This is a genomic window from Patescibacteria group bacterium, from assembly GCA_041665365.1.
Taxonomy (GTDB): Bacteria; Patescibacteriota; Patescibacteriia; order UBA9570; family UBA9570; genus UBA9570.
In genome coordinates, this window is the sequence record JBAYIY010000007.1 from 12,992 (window position 1) to 37,040 (window position 24,049).

At 41.1% G+C, this 24,049-nt stretch carries 21 protein-coding genes and 1 tRNA gene; 10 read left to right on the plus strand and 12 right to left on the minus strand.

Annotated elements, in window-relative coordinates; genetic code table 11:
• Position 1: 1 nt before the first annotated feature.
• Positions 2 to 220, plus strand: a complete 219-nt coding sequence (locus tag WCV88_03955; protein MFA6475324.1) for a DUF167 domain-containing protein — start codon at positions 2 to 4, stop codon at positions 218 to 220.
• Here the strand turns inward: WCV88_03955 and WCV88_03960 are convergent.
• The 5 genes from WCV88_03960 to WCV88_03980 form a co-directional block, all read right to left on the minus strand.
• Entirely contained in the window at positions 217 to 465 is a 249-nt protein-coding gene (locus WCV88_03960; GenBank protein MFA6475325.1) for a GlsB/YeaQ/YmgE family stress response membrane protein, read from the minus strand. The genes WCV88_03955 and WCV88_03960 overlap by 4 nt on opposite strands.
• A gap of 99 nt (positions 466 to 564) precedes the next feature.
• Positions 565 to 1,050 (minus strand): hypothetical protein, encoded by a 486-nt coding sequence (locus WCV88_03965; protein MFA6475326.1) that lies wholly within the window; start codon positions 1,048 to 1,050, stop codon positions 565 to 567.
• Between the two features lie 504 nt (positions 1,051 to 1,554).
• A complete protein-coding gene (locus WCV88_03970) occupies positions 1,555 to 2,622 on the minus strand; it encodes a hypothetical protein (GenBank protein MFA6475327.1) in 1,068 nt (355 codons plus the stop codon).
• A 196-nt stretch (positions 2,623 to 2,818) separates the two neighbouring features.
• A tRNA-Trp gene (locus WCV88_03975) sits at positions 2,819 to 2,889 on the minus strand.
• 71 nt (positions 2,890 to 2,960) lie between these two features.
• Positions 2,961 to 5,216, minus strand: coding sequence for a hypothetical protein (locus WCV88_03980; protein ID MFA6475328.1), 2,256 nt, complete (start codon positions 5,214 to 5,216; stop codon positions 2,961 to 2,963).
• Positions 5,217 to 5,327: 111 nt separating this feature from the next.
• Between WCV88_03980 and WCV88_03985 the strand changes: the two genes are divergently transcribed.
• Positions 5,328 to 5,927, plus strand: a complete 600-nt coding sequence (locus tag WCV88_03985) for a YdcF family protein (GenBank protein ID MFA6475329.1) — start codon at positions 5,328 to 5,330, stop codon at positions 5,925 to 5,927.
• Between the two features lie 136 nt (positions 5,928 to 6,063).
• Here WCV88_03985 and typA read toward each other — a convergent pair whose 3' ends face one another.
• Genes typA through WCV88_04015 form a run of 6 tightly spaced genes read right to left on the minus strand, consistent with a single transcriptional unit; the run spans position 6,064 to position 16,588 of the window.
• The gene (typA, locus tag WCV88_03990; protein ID MFA6475330.1) at positions 6,064 to 7,875 is read right to left on the minus strand and encodes a translational GTPase TypA; all 1,812 of its coding nucleotides are present in this window, start codon (positions 7,873 to 7,875) and stop codon (positions 6,064 to 6,066) included.
• A gap of 59 nt (positions 7,876 to 7,934) precedes the next feature.
• The gene (locus tag WCV88_03995; protein ID MFA6475331.1) at positions 7,935 to 12,290 is read right to left on the minus strand and encodes an AarF/UbiB family protein; all 4,356 of its coding nucleotides are present in this window, start codon (positions 12,288 to 12,290) and stop codon (positions 7,935 to 7,937) included.
• Positions 12,274 to 14,514, minus strand: a complete 2,241-nt coding sequence (locus tag WCV88_04000; protein MFA6475332.1) for a M48 family metalloprotease — start codon at positions 14,512 to 14,514, stop codon at positions 12,274 to 12,276. Before WCV88_04000 ends, WCV88_03995 begins: the two co-directional genes overlap by 17 nt.
• A complete protein-coding gene (locus tag WCV88_04005) occupies positions 14,515 to 15,180 on the minus strand; it encodes a hypothetical protein (protein MFA6475333.1) in 666 nt (221 codons plus the stop codon).
• Positions 15,181 to 15,186: 6 nt separating this feature from the next.
• Complete coding sequence (locus WCV88_04010; protein ID MFA6475334.1) at positions 15,187 to 15,720, minus strand: hypothetical protein; 534 nt, start codon at positions 15,718 to 15,720, stop codon at positions 15,187 to 15,189.
• 46 nt (positions 15,721 to 15,766) lie between these two features.
• Positions 15,767 to 16,588 (minus strand): RsmB/NOP family class I SAM-dependent RNA methyltransferase, encoded by an 822-nt coding sequence (locus WCV88_04015; protein ID MFA6475335.1) that lies wholly within the window; start codon positions 16,586 to 16,588, stop codon positions 15,767 to 15,769.
• Between the two features lie 24 nt (positions 16,589 to 16,612).
• Between WCV88_04015 and ribH the strand changes: the two genes are divergently transcribed.
• Entirely contained in the window at positions 16,613 to 17,023 is a 411-nt protein-coding gene (ribH, locus tag WCV88_04020; protein MFA6475336.1) for a 6,7-dimethyl-8-ribityllumazine synthase, read from the plus strand.
• A gap of 50 nt (positions 17,024 to 17,073) precedes the next feature.
• Here ribH and rpmB read toward each other — a convergent pair whose 3' ends face one another.
• On the minus strand, positions 17,074 to 17,316 hold the full coding sequence (gene rpmB, locus WCV88_04025; GenBank protein MFA6475337.1) for a 50S ribosomal protein L28: 243 nt from the start codon (positions 17,314 to 17,316) through the stop codon (positions 17,074 to 17,076).
• Positions 17,317 to 17,380: 64 nt separating this feature from the next.
• Here rpmB and WCV88_04030 point away from each other — a divergent pair, with 64 nt between their 5' ends.
• The 7 genes from WCV88_04030 to WCV88_04060 all read left to right on the plus strand — a co-directional run bounded on the left by WCV88_04030 (position 17,381) and on the right by WCV88_04060 (position 24,045).
• Positions 17,381 to 18,139 carry an SIMPL domain-containing protein gene (locus WCV88_04030; protein MFA6475338.1) on the plus strand — a complete coding sequence of 253 codons (759 nt, stop codon included), beginning with the start codon at positions 17,381 to 17,383 and terminating at the stop codon, positions 18,137 to 18,139.
• Between the two features lie 5 nt (positions 18,140 to 18,144).
• The gene (sufC, locus tag WCV88_04035) at positions 18,145 to 18,936 is read left to right on the plus strand and encodes a Fe-S cluster assembly ATPase SufC (protein MFA6475339.1); all 792 of its coding nucleotides are present in this window, start codon (positions 18,145 to 18,147) and stop codon (positions 18,934 to 18,936) included.
• 2 nt (positions 18,937 to 18,938) lie between these two features.
• Positions 18,939 to 20,375 carry a Fe-S cluster assembly protein SufB gene (sufB, locus tag WCV88_04040; protein ID MFA6475340.1) on the plus strand — a complete coding sequence of 479 codons (1,437 nt, stop codon included), beginning with the start codon at positions 18,939 to 18,941 and terminating at the stop codon, positions 20,373 to 20,375.
• A gap of 2 nt (positions 20,376 to 20,377) precedes the next feature.
• Positions 20,378 to 21,037 (plus strand): SufD family Fe-S cluster assembly protein, encoded by a 660-nt coding sequence (locus WCV88_04045; GenBank protein ID MFA6475341.1) that lies wholly within the window; start codon positions 20,378 to 20,380, stop codon positions 21,035 to 21,037.
• Positions 21,024 to 22,187, plus strand: a complete 1,164-nt coding sequence (locus WCV88_04050) for a SufS family cysteine desulfurase (GenBank protein ID MFA6475342.1) — start codon at positions 21,024 to 21,026, stop codon at positions 22,185 to 22,187. Before WCV88_04045 ends, WCV88_04050 begins: the two co-directional genes overlap by 14 nt.
• Positions 22,188 to 22,192: 5 nt before the next feature.
• Positions 22,193 to 22,552 carry an iron-sulfur cluster assembly scaffold protein gene (locus WCV88_04055; GenBank protein MFA6475343.1) on the plus strand — a complete coding sequence of 120 codons (360 nt, stop codon included), beginning with the start codon at positions 22,193 to 22,195 and terminating at the stop codon, positions 22,550 to 22,552.
• Positions 22,553 to 22,638: 86 nt separating this feature from the next.
• Positions 22,639 to 24,045 (plus strand): metallophosphoesterase, encoded by a 1,407-nt coding sequence (locus WCV88_04060; GenBank protein MFA6475344.1) that lies wholly within the window; start codon positions 22,639 to 22,641, stop codon positions 24,043 to 24,045.
• Positions 24,046 to 24,049: the final 4 nt, after the last annotated feature.

Consider the following 24,049-nt stretch of genomic DNA (forward strand, 5'->3'; position numbering starts at 1 on the left):
CATGATTATAAATGTTCACGTCACACCGCGCGCTAAACGCAATGAGGTGAGCGCAGTTGATGCGACTCACTTTAAAATAAAAGTCACCGTGGTGGCCGAGAAAGGTAAGGCCAATGCCAAAGTGATTACATTCTTGGCCGAGCATTTAGGTGTGGCGAAAAGTTGTCTAGAGATAATAAAAGGGGAGACGAGCCGAGATAAAGTGGTACGTGTAATCTAATGTTTGATCAATTTTATTATACCCAATAACACTACTGCACCGAGTAAAGCGACCAGGAAACTGTACCAGTTAAAACCAATGACACTACTTTTACCCAGCCAACTCATTAGCACTCCGCCAATGATTGCTCCAATAATGCCTACTACGATATTCAGTAGTAAGCCCTGTTGAGCGTTTGTACCCATAATCATGGAAGCGATCCAGCCCACTAACCCTCCAAAAACGATCCAAAGCAATATACCCATAGAATTAAAATAAATAATAAGTAGTTTAAGTCTACTCCAATTGATGTAATAATGCTAGGTTATTCTTAGCTGTTCTATATGATTATTTAGGGCATTCTGTTAGTTATATTGTCGCTGTGCGTTGAAAGAACCGCTCCAAGTACAACCATCAGAGCTATGGACGTAAGTTCCTTTTATTCTAGTTTGTTTTATCCGACCTTTAATTAATCCATCCAAATAAGTTCCATCAGTAGGATAGATAAAGCGTACCCGATATTTGTCGTTTTTCTTAAACACTTTTCCCGACATAGCCATACGAGTTTCATCAAATGTCACAGCATTATTTGTTTTCAAGCCGCCCTTTTTCTTGAGATTAAGAGCCTGAATAATGATAAAACCAGTGTTACCAATATTTTCCGGTCGGCAAGGATCACTCGTAACTTCCCAGGTTCCGTTATAAGAATTTCCATTAAATCTTTGGCGTATAGACTTGGCTTTTGCCAGCCCTGGTGTTGTCAAAGAAATCGTTAAAGCACCAACAAAAATTGCCAGTAACACATGAGAAATATTTTTCATAAGTTTATTATTTAAGTAATTATTACTCATATTATAGCACAAACATATATCCTTCTGTACGTGAAGTTAAATATAACCAGTGGCATATTTTTTTGTCACTAAGCCCAAGCATTTAATGATAGTATTTGGCAGAATGTTGATTCTTGGGTTTATCAATTGCAGGATGCGGATATCAGTGAATTCAGTGATACTGAATGTTGAATATATCAAGGCAGCTAAACTCGCTGCATATCTTAATAAAATCACGCAGCAAGAATTTTCTATAATTCCATATCGAGCCGATCCAAATAGAGAATTAAATACGCATTAATAACCTAGCTGCGTAAGTAACTACTCGAAATGTACTTTTATGCAGGGCAATCTTACATAGTTTTTCATTTCACCATGAGGTAGTTGCTCAGATAAGGCGTTAAAAAATCACGTTTATTGATTAAAGCTGGGGGTGGTTCAGTTGGATTTCCATTTGAGCTCCCTCTATAACATATAAACTAAGCTCGCCGAAAAAAAGTTGAGTTTTTTAAATATGATTTGATGCTAACCCACCGTGACGGTAGTGACGGCACTGGTAATCGTTTTTCCGTTATGACGGTATTTTACTTTATACTTGGCAGTTTTCCTAGCTGTATATGTTTGCGTGTAATATCCTATCTCCGCAGTAGTTAAAGTATCAATTTTTGTATAACTAGTTTTTCCAGACTTTTTTTGCCAGACCGTAACAGTTTGATTCTGTTTCCCATTTTCAAGCCAACCGTATAAGCGGAATTGTTTACCCTTATTTAGTTCCGTCTTGCTGGCGGCCAAACTAATGGGCAATTGCTCCTGTACTGTTAACGTTTTGGTCACTGTAGTAGCCTTGGCACTTGGAGCAGTGGTTGCAGATTCAGAAAATATCACATTGAGCTCAAACACAGCTCCTCCAGTCACTTCGGTAATATCTAAGGAAGCTTGATTGTCGCCGTCAAATACCGCCATGCCAGCCCAGGCTAGCTCTTGACCACTATATTCACTCAATAAATCCTTAATTCCATCTGGCATGAAAACGGTCATTGAACCAGTCTTACCTACTGGACCAACCAGTGAATAACCAAACGCCGGAGTGGCTTGATCTGGTGATGGTGGAATCAAGGCCCAATCTTGAACATTGGTGGATAGCCAAAAACCTTTCATTTCTTCCGGTGGACCATCTTCACCAGCGGCATTATCTGCTACACCAACTAATGCCACCACCGCGATATTCTCTGGACTGGAACTATCGGTAGGTTGCTTCATACCGGATGGCACAAATTGAACAGTATAGGTACCGGCATCAGCATTGTACACAGGCGGTGTATCCACGGACATAGTTGTGCCTGGTGCAACCACGCCAGCTGGTTCTTCGTCAACGGTAAACACAGCGGTATATTCAACACCGTTAGCAATGTCTGCTTCATCAATCAGCCAGCCAGCCAACACCACCCGTTCCGGTGCGCCACCCATCATATCAGTAATATCCTGCTGTGGTGCTGGGCTGATGCTTTGTAGGTCGGCTGTAAACGCCCAACCCGACAATGGCAGCAACAAACTAACCCCAAGACCTAGAAAATATTGGAATGATTTATTCATAAACATTTTTGTGATTATTTTTTTATTAAGTAATTATATCCACAGTGTACTACATCTTATTATTTCTAACAATTTTTCGCTTTGTACGCTCAAAATCACGCAGCAAGAATTTTCTGTAATTCCGTATCGAGCCGATCCAAACAGAGAATTAAATACGTATTAATTACCTAGCTACTATTCGAGATGTACTGCTATGCAGGGGGTGCAGGAATCGAACCCGCCCTAATGGTTTTGGAGACCACTGTACTACCGATATACGAACCCCCTAGGTAAAATAATGAGCTAAAACACTATAACTAAAAAGCCCTAGTCTGTAAATCCCTCATTATTTATTACCGTTATTCGACGCGCACGGTTACGACGCGGGATAGACCGGCAGCATATTCTTCGGCTTTTTGGGCAGATGGTGTCCAGCGTACTTTGAATTTGGTTAAAGCGGTGACTGGTTTGTGCCAGCTAACGCGACCAGTGATGGAGGTTCTGGCAGAATCAATTAATTTCCAATGGTTGGATGATAGTTTACGATATAATCTGACGCTTTGATGTTTTAACACGCGCCCTGTGGAAGCATCGGATAGTTTAGTGCGTAATGTGACACGACTGTCGGTTGGTACGGTCAGGGTGGGCTTTCTGTGTTGATTAGCGCGTAAGGTCATTGCAGGTTTGGATTGCAACAGATAAATACCGCGATCATTACCGGCGGTTAAACCATCGAACAATAAAGAGTAATATTGCTCACCGGTTAAACCGGTATAGTATAAGCCCCAGGTAGCACCGGCATCGGTGGATTTATAGATTACAGCTTTACTGTTGGAGTCAGAGCCAGCTAAATATAGAGTAGAAGTATTTTGTAGAGTCAAAGCATAGAAGTTACTCAAGTCGAGTGCAGCGGTCAGTTCTGTCCAAGTGGTGCCACCGTCAGTGGTTTTATAGGCACCAACACTGCCACCACCTAAGGCATACATGATTTGATCGTTAGTTGGGTCAAGTAATAATTTGCGTATTTCTTCGCTCGGTGCACCGGATAATTGTGTCCAAGTAGCGGCACTGTATTTATAAATACCAACGCCACCGATGGCCGTACCACCACTAGCACCAATTCCGGCAAATAAATCACCACTCTGATTCATTATTAAAGTTTGGACAGACAAATCATCTGGCACAACCAGGTCAGTCCAGGTTTCACCTTGATCGGTGGATTTTAGAACTAAACCGTGTTTATCTCGGTTCGGATTATTATTGGCGACAGCGGCGTAGAGAATAGTGTTATCATTTGGGTCAGCGATAATATCAGATACTTGCTCATCACAAGACACGGTGCCAAATAAAATGTTATCAGACCAGGTTGTACCACCGTCGGTAGTTTTATAGAGGAAACAAATACCACCAGCTAACACCGTATTCGGGGTTGCCGGATCCAACCAGACAGAGACACCGGCTTCACCGAGCATGGGGAATTGCCAGGTTGGAGCTGAGTCCGTAAAGTTTTCAGTTTTAGCATAACCATTATATGAGGCTGTCCAGACAATATCTTTATCCGTCGCTTGGACAATATCTGTCACCATTACACCAGTAATACCTAGATTTTTTGCTGTCCACGTGACACCACGATCAGTACTCTTTAATATACCAACTTGTCCGTCACCATATAAGACATCAATATCAAAGATATCAATCATTAGGTTGTGTTCCGGTAAACGGAGATGTTCCGTCGGAAAGGCTGTCCAAGTAACACCGGTATCATCGGAGTAATATGAACCAAGATAAGCTCGACCGGTGGTATCGAAGGTGGTGTTGATGGCATAAATATCGGCAATTTCAGACCAAGTGGCGCCACCATCAAAACTTTGACGTGCTAAATAATCAAAACCGCCGGCTAAAACTAAATGTAGTGGATTAGTTGGATTCACAGCTAATTCTTCAGACGATGAGGTGTCGGAAATATCGGCAAAAGTATACAACAAACTCCAGGTTGCACCATTGTCGGTTGAGCGATAGACGATTGGATTAGTTTCATCTGTGTTATTACCCACCACATAAAGAGCCGCATCGGCTGATGAATAAGCCATGTTCCAAGCGGCGAAGTTATCGGCGATGTTTACAACATCAAAACTAACACCATTGTCAGTACTGATATTTAAGGTCGCCCCCTCAGTGATTTCGAACAGGCGGTCGTTGGCATATAACAATACTCCGGCTGAAGTGTCGGAAATTTTTTGCAAGGTAACACCTTGATCGATGCTGCGATACAGCGCATTCGCGAAAGCCACAAACACAATACCGGTCGCAGGATCAACTTCAACACTCAAACTAGTACTATAATCTGATCCGGCCGGTACGCCCACCCAATTATCACCGTCATCAGTCGAATAAAAAAAACCATTTGGGGTATTATTAGCCACCGCGTAGAGAGTATCCGTAATTGGATCTTGCGCCATGTCCCAAACGCTGCCGCCATATAAACCTAAATTAGTGGCGATACTTTGTTGCTGTTGATCGTCAACAATTAAATCTTCAGCTTGGGCAGTTTTGAGCATACCACTGCCCAACACTACACTAAGCAAACTTACTAAAAATAATATTCGTCTTTTCATAAAAAATGGTTTTAAGGCTTTTTTAATATTATTAATACATAAAGCATAAATCTGTTCATGAGATTAGTCAATTATTTTGCGATTAATGTATAACTAAGGTATAGTCTGGTTATGTTAGATGTCATCATTATTTTAGGGAAAGGCTTAACGGCTGATGGCACATTACCAGAGATTGTGCAGCATGAGATTGATTATGCTTTAAACCTTGCTAAACCAATTATATTTAGTGGTGATTATTGGGGATTGTGTCCAAATCCAGCTCGTACCACTGAGGCTGAAGCCATGAAAAAGTATGCTCAAGGCAAAATGCTAACACCAGTACAGTTATATTGTGAAAATAAATCAAAAGACACCATCGGTAATATTATTTTCAGTAAAAAGATTATTGATCAAAATAATTTTAAGAATATACTGATATTATCAAGTTTTGATCATATCAAAAGGGTACAATATATTTGTGCACAGGTGTTTAAGAACGATTATGATATTAAATATCATGGTCATCAGCACACTTACACCGTTTGGCAATACTTTCATACTAAACGTTACGAACAAATTGCATATTATTATGCTCAGTATTTTTTCTGGAAACTAAAACGATATCAACCCCAAAATTTGGTGCAGTATGTTTGGCAGCATCATTTTATGTATCGTAATAGCCTTGTGAAAAGGATACTAACTAGTTTAGCGAAACGACCGCTACACAGATAAAGAAACACCTCCCCAACCCTCCTATCGTAGGAGGGAGTTAAGAAATTATCTTAATATTTATCCTACCCTTCCTACAATAGGAAGGGTGCCCGAGTCATCGAGGGCGGGATGGTGTTTTCCTGATTGGAGGTGTTCTTTACTCAATCCCTAACTCTTTGCGGCGTTGGGCACTTTTATCTAAAGTCATTTTGCGCATGCGAATATTTTTTGGGGTTACTTCCACCAGTTCATCATCACCAATATATTCGAGTGAAGCATCTAAATCCATGATACGAGGGGCTTTGAAATGTTCATCAGTCCCATCACCTTTAGACCGCATGTTGGATAGCTGTTTGGCTTTGCAGATATTTACACTTAAATCAGCGGATCGGGCGTGTTGACCAACCACTTGGCCTTTATAGACCTCAATGCCGGGACCAATAAACATAACACCACGATCTTGCACATTGCGTAAACCATACAAATTACTCTGGCCGGTTTCGTGTGCTACCAGTGAACCTTGATCGCGTTCTTTCCAGGCACCCGGGTCAGGCATGTATTTATAAAACATCGTATTCATAATACCCAAACCGCGCGTATCGGTTAAAAACTCATTGCGGTAGCCGAACAAACCGCGAGTGGGAATAATAAATTCTATGTAAACAATACCGTTATCAGACGTCATGTTTTGCATCTCACCATGGCGGCTGCCTAATTTTTGAATGACCGCACCCGAGTAGGCTTCAGGCACTTCGATAAAGATTTGATCATACGGCACCATTTTTTTACCGTCTATTTCTTTCACAATTACTTGAGGGCGAGACACTTGTAATTCATAACCCTCGCGGCGTAAACGTTCGATCAAGATAGCTAAATGCAATTCACCACGACCACATACAACCCAATTACTTTGCGGTCCATCGGTCACACGTAAGGCAGTATCAGTTTCCAATTCTTTAAAAAGCCTTTCCCGAATTTGGCGCGAGGTAGTAAAGTCACCTTCTTTACCAGCGAAAGGGGAATCATTCACCGAAAAAGTCATCTTCACAGTTGGCTCTTCGATTGTTAAGAGGGGAAGAGCAATCGGATTTTCCGGATCAGCAATTGTTTCACCGATATTGGCTTCAGGTACACCGGCCAGAGCTACAATATCACCCGCGGTGGCTGTTTCAACTTCCGTGCGTCCTAAACCGGAGAAGGCCATAATAGAAGTGAGCTTCAAAGTTTTTTGCACTCCTTTACGGTCGATATGAACCACATTTTGGCCGGCGGTTAATTTACCATTATAGATGCGACCAGTGGCGATTCTACCTTTAAAACTATCGGCGGTTAAGGTAGTGACTAACAATTGTAATGGTTTAGCTGGATCACCAGTTGGTTCAGGAATATATTTTATAATCGCATCAAATATTGGGGTGATATCGGTCATGTCTTCCAACTTTGGTTCTAAACCCGCTTTGCCCATTTTAGCGGCCGCATACAAAATCGGGAAATCAGCCGTGGCATCATCGGCGCCTAATTCTATAAACAAATCAAAGGTGCGGTTGAGTACTTCATTTATACGCGCATCTGGCTTATCAATTTTATTGATCACCACAATCACTTTTAGCTTCATTTCTAAGGCTTTACGCAACACAAACCGAGTTTGCGGCATGGGGCCTTCTTTAGCATCGATCAACAACAAACAGCCATTGGCCATTTGTAAGACGCGTTCGACTTCACCACCAAAATCTGAGTGGCCGGGGGTATCAATAATGTTGATTTTAGTATCATTATACTGAACCGAAGCGTTTTTGGAGAAAATCGTAATACCTCGTTCCTTTTCGAGATCATTACTATCCATGATTAACTCGGCGCCGGTTTGTTCCTTATTTAGGAAAGTTTTAGATTGGCGCAATAAAGCATCGACCAAAGTAGTTTTACCATGGTCAACGTGAGCAATAATAGCAACGTTTCGTAGATTTGACATAAGGCAAGAGTATAATAGGTTACCTTAATGTCGTCAAGTTTTTGACAGTTTTTGTTCTGTTATTGTTGTCCCATCAATGCACCCATATCTACTCCAGAGATTCTGACTAGTAATGGTAGTAGTTTTTGCAACTCAGGTATGCGATAAATGTCTTCAGGTTTTTCGGTAACTAAGGCCGCCATTACTTGTCTTTGTAAACGTTGTTGTAAGGCTTCAAAATTACCACCACTTGAGGCTAGGGCTTTGATTAAATAGTGAAAGTTTTTATCTGGTGTGCTATGTGGTACGCGCATAATACTGCCCACGAGATCTTTAAATAAATCAGCCGTCGTGGCATTATCTCGTAATGCCTTATCAATTACTTCTTGCCAAGTTGCAATAGAACTTCTTTGGCCGGTATATTCATGTACAATTCTTGCCACAGGTTCAGTTTCACTGCGCAGGCCTTGTTTAATTAAAATTAATTGTACTGTGAATTCAAGAAAATCTTGCTTCATTTTAGTTGTTTCGCACCGTCCGACACTGCCAGCGTCAATTAAACCATAACGTTCATGACCCGGACGCAGATCAACAATACTATTGCCGGCATGAGGGTCGGCATGAAAAATTCCATCATCAGCCACTTGATACAACCAATCAATGGCGGCACCGGCTTGAGCCGCTTCAACATCAAAAGTCATATATGGTTCAAGTTCTTTATCAGTTGTACCGGCTGTTTGCAGGCGAATAATCTCAGCCATAGATAAACCTTCATAAAATTCCTCAACAATCAACTGAATGCGTTGAGCCTCACCCTCACCGCGTTCACGTAAATACAATACCTGCGGCACGGACACTGGTAAAGCTAACTTACCGACCTGAATTGTGGCACCACGTTTACGTATTTGCTGACCCAAATCACGGGCGGCGGATGCTTCTTTACCGAAATCAAGCTCATCGGTCACTAGTTGGCGTATTTCCGGTACAAACCAATCTGGAATGTTATAACCTTCATGCTGTAAGGCAATAACAACACCATCCAGTACAGTCATATCTTCCGTAAAATTGCGCGCTGTGTTTGGTCGTTCCACTTTAAAAGCCACCGGTTCACCTTTAGCTGTGGTAGCCTTATGCACTTGTTTAATTGAAGCACTGCCTCTGCATTCACCAATTTCAGTTAGTTGCACACCGTCAGGACGCGCTTGAAATAACTGAGCGGTTCGAGCATAAGCAAAGACACCTCTTTTATTAAACGGTGCGCATTTATCTCGTAAGTTTCCTAAATCGGTGCGGATGGTTTCATCGCTAATCAAATCAGGCCGTTCTGATAACACCTGACCAACTTTTACACCCACCACGCCTAAACCCTGCAGCACCATACGCAAAGCTTCACCGGGGCGTAACTTTGTTTCACGAATTTTTACTTCGCGTAATTCTTCCAAAAGGTTAACCAAGAATTCTACGCGGCGCGCTGGTGAATAACCGGACATGACTTCCTGAAAAATAATTTTACCAATGGTTTGCAGTGGGGGATTATCGGCTAAAGCTTCCATGAAGACTAATTCAAAAGTATCTTGAGAAAATTTTTGTAGAGCTTCTTTATCTGGTGTGTGGTTATGACCAACATAAATTGAAAAGGGAGCCACTTCACAGATGCCACCTTCACCCAATAACGCTGAATAAAAAATGGTACGGCGTTCTTCGGAACTTAACGCCCAAAAGGCGGTGACTTTATCTTGCTCATTAATGTTAAAAGTTTTACTGGCTAAATAGCGATCATCTGGTAGATCACCACCTAACAACCATAATAAAACCTCAGCCCGTTTGCTTCGATCACTGAACATGGCTAAATAATGTTTCATTGTTTCGGTAGCGGCAAAAGTCGGTGGTTCACCCGGTGGAAAATCTCCTGGATGATTAGCTTGATAGCGATAGGTTAAACGTTCTAACTCACTACATTGCACTTCGGTGGTGGCTAAGTCTGTCATGAGCGCAAACAAGATTGAATCACGATGATGAGTAGCCTTAGGGAAGCGTATTAATACGTGATCCAATACAGCATGAAAGGCTTTATCATTCGCGGCCGCCACCATGGCAGGTAACGGTTCAGCTACATTGCCAAGTGTGGCGACACTGGCTTGGTGGTAATCAACGCGTAAATGATCAATTTCTAAATCAACGGCTTGACGTTCATACATTTCGCGCAAACCTCCCGTCAGAGACACCGCTGTATCCGTTAAGAAATCCGCGATGATTTTTTTTTGCGGCACGGAAATAAGATCACCCAAGCGTACTAAACCACTCACTTGAACGCTGGGGTATTTATCCATGTACGCATCTTCAACTATATTGGCACCAGCTACAACAAAATGATCACGCAAACTAATTGTGCGAGACGCTAAACGAATATTCGCTTTGGCCAGTTGATCCGGCGAACAAAACTTATTAACCACTTGCCACAATTCATGTTGGGCCAACACATGTAAAAAATAATCGCGAAACATACTTGGTTCGGGCATTAATTCCAGCACGTGAGCTCGAGCAGCCTTAAGTGTGTCTGGTGCTGACTCCACTCGTTCTAGTTCTGGCAGTAATACTCGTGCTGCATATTTAGCTTTATACATCGGGTCAAGCATAGTTTCGCCCTTATCAGTGCGTTCAACCGTATCGGAAAACAACAGTAACTCCGCACTGGTTGGGTAAGCCTCCGCGGCAACTTTTTGTTCTTGTTTAAGTTCCCTATGACGCTGTGTCCAAACTTTATCACTTACGCTACGGTATTCATATGGATGAGAAGAAGTGTCCCAAGTATGTTTACGTACATTTTCAGCTTCATCCTCCGTTATTTTACCACGATCTAATAACCATTTCAGTTTCCAGGCAATACCCGCTGCTGTACCTTCGAAATAGTTGGTTTTAACATACCCATTCACCACATCAGCTGAGCGGTTTACTTCGGCACCATCACCCAGCTCGGCTTTCATTAAAGCCATGAGTTGTTCAAGTTCAGCTGGTGTGCTGCCGAGACGATCAGCTCTTAACGCCAAACAAAAGTTACGGTAAAAACCTGGCTTGAGTTGTTGCATTTTTTCTAAAGCATCTGGTTCTTGAACAACGGCTTCTAGAATGTGCTTCAGTCTTAATACACGGTTTTTCCAAAACCACTCTTTGGCCTGTTCTACGACATGTTCAAATGCGGGAGGCGGTGGAAGGTTATTTGGAATATCTTCAATACCATGTTTGTTGATATGTATGTTTTTAGCAATGGCGCGAGAAGTGATATATCCTTTTGGTGCATCTCGTATTATATCTACCGGATTATCTGGAATATATGGAAAAGCTTCTTTTACACTGACCGCTAAATCTGCTACGGCCGCTACATCAAAATCACCGCTGGCAACATAGAGCCTAATTAGCGTATCATCATTTATTCCAGCCTCAGCATATTGGGCTTTTAATCGATCAGGCGTGAAACATAGTTTATGTAATAATAAAGGCCAAGATAAACGTTTATCTTGATTTTGAGCATCATCAGTAGTGACTAAACTAGTCGGTAACAGGTGCAAAATATCTTCCTGGCAAACTCTAGCGTGTTCACTTAACAATGGATTAGCGATTAACCATTGTAGTTCGGCATAATGTTTTGTAAGAACCCGTAAGTGTTCTGGTGCTTCGGTTTGCCACCGTTTACCCCGTACACCAATAGCTGCTTCCATTAATGGCATCAGCGCAATTAACTCTTCACGACAAGTGTCAGGATTTTTTGTGTACTCATTGATCAAACCAAGTACATATGGTAAGGCTCCATCTGCTAACTGTAACGCGGCCGTTTCTTGACGAGTTGGTTTCATAGCAAACTCGTTATTACGTTCCATTTGCTGAAAACGTTCAACTATAGTAGTGGTGTGTGGTGAACGTTCTTTTTGCAAGGTGCGGACAGTTTCTTTAATATTATGTTTAGAGAAATATGCCCTAAATAAGGTAATCGTATAACCAAGCTCGGGCGGTGTAGCGGCAATAAAACGTAACATTGGTAGCTCGGGATGCTCTGTGGCGTGAGTTTGACACCAGTTCTGTAAATGAAGATAGCCATTACCCATTTCTATAAAATCATTACTTTGTAATTGGGTAGTTAACTTTTGATAATTAGCTGGTGGCCAAACGTGTATTAAATCACGTATGGCATATTCAACTAAACGTTGCCACTGGGCTAATTCAATATCTCTGTTAGCATATCTTCTAGATTCATAAAAACCGTTCAGGCGACTATCAAAATTATAATCAGTGTATTCACGTTCATCGCTGGTCGTTAAATAGGCTGTTGTGTTATCTCCATAATAACGAGAAGGTATGGGTAGATCTTGTCCGAATACAACTCGAGCCGAGTGTAATCTATCATGATCGGTTGTATTAATACTATTACCTAGCTTCGTCATAGAAATTTATTTCGATGGGTCGACCACTGGCATCAGTAAACAAATCTCTCAATTCAGTTGCATCTTCGGCCACACCGGCGGCATACAATTCAGTCGCCAGACGATTCAATGGTCTTTGTAATTCAGTCTCGTCAATGGTTGTTAAGTTTGATGGTTTTTTAAAAAAACGCGACATCAACCCAGCCAACCCGGTTGGCTTGTCCAACTCAACCAGAAAGTAATTTTCGGGCAAACCAAGTTGCTCAGCCTTGTCTCTTAAAATGTTTACTATTTCTTGCAACCAGGCCGGCCGATTTGGTTCACTAAGGTTAATGCGTAAACCTTCTTCCAACCACCGTTTAAACAAAACCCGTTTGATGTCTTTTTGATGAAAAAACGGTGGTTTATATACTGTTCCGGCCACAGTAGCCATGTGGGTTGAAGGTTTTTCTGGAATACCCCGAGCTAATTGCTGAATATAGGGGTGGTTCTGTAAAGTTTGTACAGTGCGCATGGCTGCCCCAATTTTACCGTGGTCTTGCGCGTGAATATTCAAACCTAGCGCACCGGTCATTACTTCAAGTAATGGTTTATGTAAATTATTAAAACGATCTACATAATCAAGGCGATCCCCTCGTGTAAAAGGTAGGTCACTTTGGGCATGTGTATAATCATACACCGGTAAAGTACGCATGACTGTTGGTACAACTTTCCACTGCTGCAAATCTTTTAAATCATCGAATAGAATAACATCATGGGCAAATTTTGGATAAATAGTATCATGGGTGGCGCGGCGAAATAGCTCATCTTTAACGGTTTGTGTAACTGTAGTAACTCGTTCACCTGTGACGTGTTCAATATGGTCTGGTGTAATAACCGCATCAAAATGATGTCGTAATAATTTTTGTAAACGTTGGTAAATTTTACCAAATCTGGTTTTGGATAATCTTGTACCAGAACCAATCATGGCAGCATGTTGAAAAGGCTGAAAAGTTGATTCAAAAGAACGCGTCGGTGGTAATTGATACCCAGTGTTTATTGTAGCTGGTAGAGCTACTTGTTTTTCAGAGCGTGATAATCGCGCTTGTACAGTAGTGGCGAGTTCGGCTAACGATGATGGTATAGTTGGTAAGGCACTAGTCGTGATTGAATCAGTGGAAGTTTTGGGTGGTAACTCCTCGAGTAATTTTAAAGCGGCGTTTTTAAGGTCGATAGATTCTTGTCCGGTAAGTGTGTAGTGAAATTCAAAACCGCGTAACCAGCGCTGGGCTAAATTAGCTATAAATGTGTCTTTATGTTGTTTAATCTTCGCTTTTTTATCAAAATGTGATTCTATTTTCCAGTATTTTAATGCGGCTGGATTAGTGTGATCAAATAGATCTTCCAATTTTGTAAATGGCTCAGTGGGTGGGAGTTCTGGAGGTACTAAAACAGCATGTTGACGATGGAATTTAATCGCATCTGTCATTATAGTGCGATTAATACTGTCGGGATCATGCAATGTAGTATCTTCTGAAGTTGGGTTTTGGACTAAATCTTCTAAAACTTTACCGCGATAATCATTATCTGGTGAACGAGGTTGGGAAAACATTCTTGACTCAATGGCTAGTGGATTAATCAATGAACAATATAGACTTTCGCCCGATAAGGCTAAATTCGCTTCGTAAAGAATAGCGTTGTGATAACCGAATCGGTCATGTTCTAGTGCATCATACACGGCTGCCAGAGCAGTGCGCATATCAAGCTGTAATCGAAATACTTCTAAAGCCATTAAACCATCTCGAAAAGTGGCGCGAGGATTATTTTCTATATCATCGAGTATATTATTCCAATCTTCAGCAGTGCGAGCTACTTGTAATTGTTGTAACAGTTTTTCTCGAGCTAAATCTTTGGCGTCTTCTAGTGCCGCATCACTAAACAGTTGCTGCGGTTGATCGGCATTATACACAATGCGTTCTGGGCGATGATACTCTTCTTCCAGTGCGGTTAAACGGTTCTGTGTGATGGGGTGAGTTTTTGTAAAATAATGTTCAATCACTTGTTTCCAGTTTGGGCGACCAGTGGCTTGCAGTAAGACACGTTGTAACTCAATGGCGGCTTGTGGATTATAGCCGGCTAAATCGGCGCCTTCCATGCCGGCTAAATCGGCATCATATTCAAAACGGACACTTTCATCAGTTGGTCTATCTGGTTTATCAGGTTGATATTTTTTTTGTTGGAGATGACGTAACTCATGTCCAATAATTTAAGCCAAATGATCTTTGGTAAAGACCTTTTTTTGTTCGACAAACATTTTATGCAACTGTGTAATGAACCCAATATTAACAAACACGTGCACTGGTTCGGTTGAAGGAACGGTGTAATCTTCATCTAATTTTTCAGTACGTAAAACATAAGCATTCATGTCTGTACTACGCGTTAACTCCAATAAAACTGGGCGCCGAAAACCCATCGCCTCAGACACATTGGCGACAATCTCACCAACTTCTTGATATATGACAGATTCACGTTGTTCAGCTTCTGTTAAAGTTTCAGTGGTCGTACGTTTATATTCAAGTTGTAATCGTGTCCGCAAACGGCGGGTGGCTTCTTGTACAGGACGACGGCGTTCTAAAAACTCCTGGCGTTCCGGAACGGATTCATCGCCATAATTAAGACGTTCACGATCAATCTCATAACGTAAGGCTCTAATCCACTCCACTGAGTGCGTGGGGTCTTTAAATTCTATTGTAGTTGAATCACTTGTAGATTGTGTAAGTTGTTCCAGTGCGACACCGGCTAATTCACTAGTACGGGTATCAGACATCATCAGTCTGGTTAATATCAACAACGTGCGATCATCACGCGAGAGCTCTAAAGTTAGTTCAGTACTCTCGCGTTGCTCGCCTCGTTTAGGTTTTATTTCAGGCATGTGATGTTATACCAGATGCAACTTGTGTTCGATTACCGTCACACGTTGATTGAGCTCGGTCACCTCAAACCGGTAAGCCACGTTGTCTTGGCGTAATTTAAGTTCATCCTGACCTTGTTCAAGATTAGATAATCTATAATCAACTCGATCGAAGCGTTCATCGACCGAATCAAAACCCAGTTTAGTGGCCATGGCTAAATCATCTACCGTAGTAGTTAAATTATCCATTCTTGTGGATAAGCTATCTACTTTACCATCAACATGATCCACTTTAGTAGATAAACTATCAACCTTTGTATCTAAAATATCTGTTTTCGTCGATAAACCATCAACTTTGGTATCTAAACTATCCATCCGTGTGGATAGAGTGTCAACTTTAGTGGTTAATTTATCCGTTCTCGTGGATAAACTATCTACAGTTTTAGTTAATCCATCCGTTTTTGTGGATGAAATACCAACTATATTAACTAAACTACTGACGATTGCTGTCAAACCGTCCATTTTGTCTGCTAGATTGTCTAGCGTGATTGTTTTCTTCATAAAGTGTTTCCCAATACTTTGGCGGCGCTTTTGTAAACACACTAGCCTATTTTTTTGGCTTCGTCAACAGTGCATAACTCATTGGATCAAACAATATTTCATCAGGTTTAATGCGTTCCTGCAGTAATAATTGCGCTTCCGGATGTCGCTTCTGAAAATCCAGAATGACACCTTCATTCTCGGCTTCATTCAAGGCACAAGTGGCATAAACTAATCTACCACCGGGTTTTAAAGCTAGCCACAAACCGTTGATTAGCGCGATTTGTTGTTGCTTTAATCTTTTTATACGCGATGGTGTCCAAGCGGCTAAATATTTCTCACTGTGCCAGACATGTTTTTCTGAACTACACGGTGCATCCAATAAAATACCAACAAAAAAATCCGGATATTTTTTAAATAAAATTTCTGATTTTCCCAACTTTATATGAATATTGTTATAACCTGAATTTTGAAAAGTATCTCGTAAACGGTTTATTCTTTTATTGGAATTATCATAACAATATAATTTACCGGTATTATTTAATTGGTGAGCCAGCAACGTGGCTTTACCGCCCGGTGCGGCACAAGCATCTAAAATAATTTCACTTGATTGAACGTTCAAAGCCAACACTGGTTTGAGTGAAGATGCATTCATGATATAGAACCAATTCAGTTCATAACCTGGTAAGGGTATACCAATATCTATACCATCCGGCCACAACCAAGCCGATTTATACCAATCTAATGGTTTAATACTCAAACCAGCTTTTTCCCATAAGTTAGTTAATTCTGTCAGGTATTTTGGATGAGGCAGAATGATCGGTTTTGGAGAAAAATTTAACAACTCAATCTGTTTCCCGTAATATTCAATAAATTGTGCTTTAGACATATTTAGGTATACTATTACCACGATATGAAAAAAATTGCGATTCTCACAACTGAGATTAATCCAGAAACAATCACTGCCATGGTAGAGGCCGCTACCATTGAGGCGACTCGGCACGAGGCCACAATTGTGACTATAACCAAAACATTGGGGTGTTTGGATATGCCGGTGATAGCAAAACGCTTATTACAACGCAAAGAGGTTGACGGGGTAGTGATATTAGGAGCCGTAGCACAAGGTGAAACAAAACACGATGAGTTGGTGGTGAACACGATGACGCAGGCCATTGTGCATTTATCTTTGCAGTATCAAAAACCAGTCGGGTTTGGCGTGATTGGACCCGGTGCGACACGCGAGCAATTCAACCACCGCGAGAGCGAATATGCGACCCGCGCGGTTCAAGCGGTGATGATAAACATCAAATTGTTACACGAATAATTGAAGTGGACGAATATTATTCGTCCACTTCAATTATTTCACACAGGCGGTTACTGTTTTGATTTCGCCAACATTTTGCGCAGATCGTATTTACGACCGGCTTTGTCCCACTTGGCCAAGGTGCGTAAACCGGAGGCTGTAATAGTGACAGTGATATGTTTACCTGTCGCCGGATTGAGCAAACGACGCTTTTGCAAATTGGCATAAACGCGGCGTTTGGTGCGGCGTTTAGAGTGGCTGACATTATAGCCAACCGATGAACTGCGTTTTGTTACTATACATTTCTTTGACATACCGGAAAACTATACAGTATTATGTAAAACAAGACAAGTCTAAATCAAATAACCAAAAAACTCTATGGATTCTGGCCTAAATAATGCATTAATACGTTTCACCTATATAACTGCGGCTATTATGTTGTTGGTGGGTGTTTATGTTGGCACCAAAACATATATTGAATTTAATCCACAACCAAAAGACCAGCCAAGCCTCATGGTTAGTGGCACCGGTAAAGCCGTTGGTATACCCGATATTGCCACGATGAGTTTTTCGGTCGTTGAACAAGGCGATACCGTAGCCGCCGTCACAGCTGCGACTAATACGAGCATGAACAATATTGTCGCCACCATGAAAGGAGCCGGGATAAAAGATGCTGACATAAAAACTACTTCATATAATTTAAACCCACGCTATGATTACACTAGAAAAAGTAGTGGCGAAATTATCGGTTATGAACTCACTCAGGGTGTGACAGTAAAAGTACGCAATTTGGATGGCGTTGGAGAAATAGTTGATGCTGCTACTCAAGCTGGTGCGAATAATGTGTCTTCGCCGGTTTTTGCCATTGATGATCCTGAAACAGTCAAAACTGAAGCGCGCGCTGAGGCCTTCGCTAAAGCCAAAACCCGAGCGGAAGATTTAGCCAAAGCCGCTGGTGTCACTTTGGGTGATATTGTGACTTTTTCTGAAAATGACGGTGAAGTGGCGCCACAACCTTATTATAATGCATATTTATCAGCCGATAGCATGGCAGAAAAATCAGTCGGTGCCGCCATTGCGCCTGGTAGTCAGGAAGTTAATGTGACGGTTAATGTTACGTACGCGATTCATAATTAATTTTTATGCCTGATTTGATTATACAAAATCTACACGCCAGTGTTGATAATAAACCCGTTTTGCAAGGGGTGAATTTGACTGTACGGCAAGGGGAGATTCATGCTTTGATGGGTCCGAATGGGTCAGGCAAAACCACTCTTTCACAAGTGATTATGGGTCATCCAAAATATCAGGTAACAGCTGGCAGTATTGAGTTTAACGGACAGGATATTTTAAAACTAACTCCGGATAAGCGAGCATTATTGGGAATGTTTTTAGCATTTCAATATCCCAAAGAAATACCCGGTATAAAATTATTCACATTTTTGCGCACGATTTATAACACTAAAACCAAACAGCGTTTAACGATTAAACAATTCCAACAAGTCTTAGATGAAAAATTAAATTTGGTGCGGTTAGAAAAAAGTTTTTTGGAACGTTATCTAAACGCTGGTTTTTCTGGTGGCGAAAAGAAAAAAGTTGAGATGCTGCAGTTAGCTTTACTGCAACCCGATTTAGCCGTGTTAGATGAAACTGATTCCGGTTTAGATATTGATGCTTTACGGACAGTTTGTTCCAGTTTAAAAACAATCAAAGCCACCCATAATTTAGGTGTGTTATTAATCACTCATTATAACCGCATCTTAGATTATATTGTACCGGATTATGTGCATGTGATGATCGACGGGAAAATTGTTCAATCCGGCGATAAAAATTTTGCCAAAGAAGTTGAGGAAAAAGGTTACGATTGGTTGAGAGACCTCACCCCCAACCCCTCTCCTTCTGAAGGAGAGGGGAGTAAGGGGAGAGGTCAATAATTATGTCTACTATTCCTCAAACTACCAGGCAGACAACAGACAAAATATTTGCTGGGCTAAATCGTGATACTTTCGATCATAAAAATCAATCAAGTTACACCAAACACGCCAGTCGTGGTGTATCGGAAGAACTTGTGCGAAAGATTTCCACACTTAAACATGAGCCAGCTTGGATGTTACAAAAACGGCTGGACGGTTTGAAATTATTTTTTGAGAAACCGTTACCAAAATTTGGTCCAGATTTATCGGCTTTGAATTTTGACGAAATTATTTTTTATGCTTCACCAGATGAAAAAATACCCAGTAAATCTTGGGAGACAGTTTCACCGGATATAAAGAAAACCTTTGAGCGGTTAGGTATTCCTGAGGCTGAAAAAAAGCTGCTGGCCGGAGTCGGTGCACAATATGAATCGGCGACAGTGTATCATCGTTTAAAAGAGCGTTGGGAAAAACTAGGTGTGATTTTTGAAGATATGGATGTAGCTGTCCAAAAATATCCTGACCTGGTGCAAAAATATTTCATGACACGGTGTGTTCCGATTCAAGATCACAAGTTTTCAGCCCTGCATGCCGCCGTCTGGAGTGGGGGAACATTTTTGTATGTGCCTAAAGGAGTAAAAGTAGATGCACCAATGCAAGCTTATTTTCGGATGAATGCTCAAAACATGGGTCAGTTTGAGCATACTTTGATAATTATCGAAGCAGAAGCAGAAGCCCATTATATCGAGGGTTGTTCCGCACCGAAATATAATTCAAATTCTTTACATGTGGGCTGTGTGGAAATATTTGTTGGCAAAAATGCACATTTTCGTTATTCGAGTGTCGAAAACTGGAGCCGCGATACATATAATTTGAATACGAAACGGGCTTTGGTGGGCGAAGCGGGGAGAATGGAATGGGTGGGTGGTAACATGGGCAGTTGTGTAACGATGTTGTATCCGTGCAGTATTTTGCAAGGGGAACGGGCGCATGCCGAACATTTAGGTATCGCGTTTGCTGGAGCCGGTCAGATTCAAGATACCGGGGCTAAAGTGATTCACAGTGCGCCTAATACTACGTCTAGTGTAATTATGAAAAGTCTGAGTAAGGATGGTGGGAAATCAGTCTATCGAGGTTTGCTCACTATTAGTCCTCGAGCCACCGGGTCTGTCTCAAAAATTAAATGTGATGCTTTGATTCTAGATGATCATTCTATCTCAGAAACCATTCCGGATATGAACGTGCATACCAGTGATGCTACCATTGGTCATGAGGCCACCGTTGGGCAAATTGGTGTCGAAGAAGTGTTTTATTTAATGTCGCGCGGTTTATCTGAACAAGAAGCACATGGTATGGTGGTGAATGGTTTCATTGAACCAATCGTAAAAGCCTTGCCGTTAGAGTATGCCGTGGAAATGAATCGTTTAATTGAATTAGAAATGGAAGGGTCAGTGGGATAATTATGATCATTATCGATGGTTCACAATCTATCAATAAATTAGCCGTTAAACCAAACGAGCAGTTAGAAGTTTTACTATTATTAAAAAAAGCTTGCGCTATTACTTGTTCAATTATATTAGAAGTTGATAGCTCAGTAAAATTTTATAGTGCTATTTTAGGTGGTAATGTTCAGTGTGAAGTAAATATTAATCATGTGGGTGCCGGTAGCACCAGTGAGCATACCGGAATATTTTTTGGCACCAAACATGATCAGTTTAAATTAAATTATTGGAACAATCATACTGCTCAACACACGTCTGGTAAAATAAACATTCATGGTGTGTTGTTTGATAGTGCCTACTGTGATTTTAAAGGGAATATTAAGATTCAACAAACTGCTTTAGATACCAAAGCGTCACTGGATGAACACACCTTATTGTTAGGTGATAAAGCCAGAAGTGATGCTGTGCCACAATTGGATATTCACACTAATGCTGTGCAAGCGTCGCATAGTTCCGGTATAACCAAGTTAGATGATGAGATCTTGTATTATTGTGCTAGTCGTGGTTTAACTCCAGAAACAGCTAAGCAATTAATTGTGCGCGGCTGGTTGGCAGAATGTATTACCTCACCAGAGGTGCAAAATTTAGTTGATAAACAATTAGGTTATGTTGAAGCATGATTTCCCAATTTTAAATAATAAGCTGGTTTATCTGGATAATGCCGCTACCAGTCAAAAGCCGGAAGCTGTATGGCAGGCCATGGATCAGTTTTATCGTACCACTAATGCCAATGTACATAGAGGTTTATACCGTATTGCCGAGCAAGCTACTACACAATATGAAGCGGTGAGAGATACGGTAAAAAATTTTATTGGTGCAAACTCACGTGAAGAAATTATTTTCACCAGTGGCACAACGGCTAGTATCAATTTATTAGCTTATTCATTAAGTAATTTATTATTACAACCCGGTGATGTAATATTGTTATCTAAAGTTGAACATCATAGTAATTTAGTGCCATGGCAATTAGCTGCGCAGAGACATCAAGCAAAACTGGAATTTTTCGATCCAGCCAATTTACCCAACCAATTACCGGAGCGTACTAAAATTGTCTCTATGGCACATATTGCCAATAGTAGTGGTTTAATTTTACCAATAGAAAAAATTATAGCCTTAGCTCATGTCAATAATATTCCAGTGATTATTGACGCTGCCCAGAGTGTGCCGCATTTAGCAATTGACGTGCAAAAAATAAACTGTGATTTTATGGCTTTCTCCGCTCATAAAATGTGTGGGCCTACGGGTATTGGTGTGTTGTATGGTAAAAAAAACTGGCTGGAAAAATTAGAGCCGGTTAATAGTGGGGGAGACATGATTCGAACTGTATCGCTACAAGAAGCCACTTGGAATGATTTACCCTATAAATTTGAAGCCGGCACACCGAATATTGCCGGGGTAATCGGTTTGGGTGCAGCCATTAAGTATCTTCAGAATATTGGTCTGGAGAAAATACAACAAACTACTAATGATGTTTATCAATATTTATTAGAACAAATCCAGCAATTAGATTTTGTCACTACTTATGGGCTTACTAAACATGCCAGCAGTATAGTGTCATTTAATGTTAAAGGCGTTCATGCCCATGATGTGGCCAGTATCTTAGATCAATCTAATGTGGCGGTGCGCGCTGGCCATCATTGTGCTCAACCAGTGATGGAACAGTGGGGCGTACCAGCTACCGTTCGCGCCAGTGTGTATTTTTATAATGATAAAGCAGATATTGATAAATTAATTGTGGGGTTAAAAAAAGTGTATGAGAGATTTAAATAGATAGTATGGATCCCTATCAACAACAAATTCTCGAACACTATAAAAACCCACTCAATTTTGGTTTGTTAACCAACCCTTCATATACACGTGTAGAAAACAATCCCACTTGTGGGGATAGTTTTACTGTTAGCATCCATGTGAATGACGTTGGTGTGATTGATGCGGTAGGGTTTGCAGGAGTTGGTTGTGCCATTAGTACTGCGGCGGCTTCGATGTTGACTGAAACAATTAAAGGCAAACAATTATCTGAGGTGCTCGCTTTAAAACCCCAATCTGTGCTAGATTTACTTGGTATTGAATTAGGTCCAACCAGATTAAAATGCGCTTTATTACCACTGCAAGCTATTACCAGACTTACCTTATAGGTTTGCTGATAAGTTTCATCTTACCCAGTACGGTTTTAGCGTACACCGCAACGGGTGATGGTTGCTTTGAGCGCGAGCCAGGTGTTATGCGTTTAACTAAACCCAGTTGTAGTTTTATTGTAACACCCACTCAAACTGATGAGTTTGTACAGTTTAGTTTGGAAAATGTCGATCCAGATACAGTGATTGTAACGCCGGGCTTAACCGGTATACTAAATGAACCAACTACCTTTACAGTGGAACCTTGGTATCAAGTACAAGACGATCTGTGGTTTGTAGCGTTATCTGATAATCAAGCGCGTGGCACAATTGAAGCTAATCCGGTGTTTGAAGATATCGTACCGCTAGTTGATGCTATCAACCCACCATTCATGACTAACTCAGGTGATTTAATACAGGGGAGTACCGACCCTGCCATATTGCCGGATATGTTTCAGTCGGTCTTGGATACACTGACTGATACTACTGTGCCGATGTATCCAGTGCCAGGTAATCATGATTATGATGAAAATTTAGTGACCTACTCAAGCTATTTTGGTTCACCGGATTATGGTTTTGATATTGGACCGGCACGCTTGGTGGCTTTATCAACCGCTGGCAGCACTAGCCGTGGTAGGGTGACTACTGAACAAATCAATTGGTTAGATAATATGTTGGCTAGCACGTCACTGCAAACCATCGTCTATTTTCATCATCCAATTATTACTCCAGCGTGGGGCAAAACAGCTTGTTGTTTTGAAAATAATACTGAACGAGATCATTTAGCAACGGCGCTTAGTACCTATTCCGCCGATCTGGTAATAAACGGCCATTCACAAGGGTATGACTATCAATTATTATCAGCTGGTTTATATCAAATCATTACTGGTGGGGCCGGTGGTCGCATTGCGCAGCCGGATGGTGAACAGCACTTTGTTTTGGTGCATGTCACTCCAACTGAGGTTTCCCATATTATGTTTCCATTGGCTGATACCGCTCTAGCGTTTGATCAAACCAATAACTCTGGCCAGTACACTCAGGCAAAGATAACTAGTGAATATACCGGGTTAACCGATTTACCCTATTTACGTTTGAAATTCAAATTACAATATCAACCCGATGCTACCTATGTGGTTTATGATGATCAGGGCAATATTTTGCCATACCAAAGCCAGGTGTATGATGATGAGATTATTTTACTAGCCCAAACGCAACAGATAAAAAACACTACCGTAATTTATACGGCGCAAGCATTATTTCAAGTTACACCAAGTAACCTAACAACTCAAATTCATCGGGTTAAACCAGTAACCTCCGGGTATAGTTGGGTCGAACGTCCCTTTGATAAAACTGTTGATACCACTTATCAATTAAATCATTTATCTGGTAAACAGGAAGTTAAGGTGTATGTGAATGGACACCTGCGCCGAAACATACCGGTAAAACAAGGGCAAGCTACTTTCACATTATTCAGTAACGTTAGGCGCCGCCATGTGATTGTGATATACTCATAAATAT

Bases quoted from the DNA above. Each gene is read 5' to 3' on its own strand.
- WCV88_04060 (MFA6475344.1), top strand. From the start codon at position 22,639: ATGCGTTTAACTAAACCCAGTTGTAGTTTTATTGTAACACCCACTCAA.
- WCV88_03995 (MFA6475331.1), bottom strand. From the start codon at position 12,290: ATGACGAAGCTAGGTAATAGTATTAATACAACCGATCATGATAGATTA.
- WCV88_04005 (MFA6475333.1), bottom strand. From the start codon at position 15,180: ATGCCTGAAATAAAACCTAAACGAGGCGAGCAACGCGAGAGTACTGAA.
- WCV88_03965 (MFA6475326.1), bottom strand. From the start codon at position 1,050: ATGAGTAATAATTACTTAAATAATAAACTTATGAAAAATATTTCTCAT.
- rpmB (MFA6475337.1), bottom strand. From the start codon at position 17,316: ATGTCAAAGAAATGTATAGTAACAAAACGCAGTTCATCGGTTGGCTAT.
- WCV88_04050 (MFA6475342.1), top strand. From the start codon at position 21,024: ATGTTGAAGCATGATTTCCCAATTTTAAATAATAAGCTGGTTTATCTG.
- WCV88_04015 (MFA6475335.1), bottom strand. From the start codon at position 16,588: ATGTCTAAAGCACAATTTATTGAATATTACGGGAAACAGATTGAGTTG.
- WCV88_03970 (MFA6475327.1), bottom strand. From the start codon at position 2,622: ATGAATAAATCATTCCAATATTTTCTAGGTCTTGGGGTTAGTTTGTTG.
- WCV88_03980 (MFA6475328.1), bottom strand. From the start codon at position 5,216: ATGAAAAGACGAATATTATTTTTAGTAAGTTTGCTTAGTGTAGTGTTG.
- WCV88_03955 (MFA6475324.1), top strand. From the start codon at position 2: ATGATTATAAATGTTCACGTCACACCGCGCGCTAAACGCAATGAGGTG.
- ribH (MFA6475336.1), top strand. From the start codon at position 16,613: ATGAAAAAAATTGCGATTCTCACAACTGAGATTAATCCAGAAACAATC.
- sufB (MFA6475340.1), top strand. From the start codon at position 18,939: ATGTCTACTATTCCTCAAACTACCAGGCAGACAACAGACAAAATATTT.
- typA (MFA6475330.1), bottom strand. From the start codon at position 7,875: ATGTCAAATCTACGAAACGTTGCTATTATTGCTCACGTTGACCATGGT.
- WCV88_04030 (MFA6475338.1), top strand. From the start codon at position 17,381: ATGGATTCTGGCCTAAATAATGCATTAATACGTTTCACCTATATAACT.
- WCV88_04010 (MFA6475334.1), bottom strand. From the start codon at position 15,720: ATGAAGAAAACAATCACGCTAGACAATCTAGCAGACAAAATGGACGGT.
- WCV88_04055 (MFA6475343.1), top strand. From the start codon at position 22,193: ATGGATCCCTATCAACAACAAATTCTCGAACACTATAAAAACCCACTC.
- WCV88_03960 (MFA6475325.1), bottom strand. From the start codon at position 465: ATGGGTATATTGCTTTGGATCGTTTTTGGAGGGTTAGTGGGCTGGATC.
- WCV88_04045 (MFA6475341.1), top strand. From the start codon at position 20,378: ATGATCATTATCGATGGTTCACAATCTATCAATAAATTAGCCGTTAAA.
- sufC (MFA6475339.1), top strand. From the start codon at position 18,145: ATGCCTGATTTGATTATACAAAATCTACACGCCAGTGTTGATAATAAA.
- WCV88_03985 (MFA6475329.1), top strand. From the start codon at position 5,328: ATGTTAGATGTCATCATTATTTTAGGGAAAGGCTTAACGGCTGATGGC.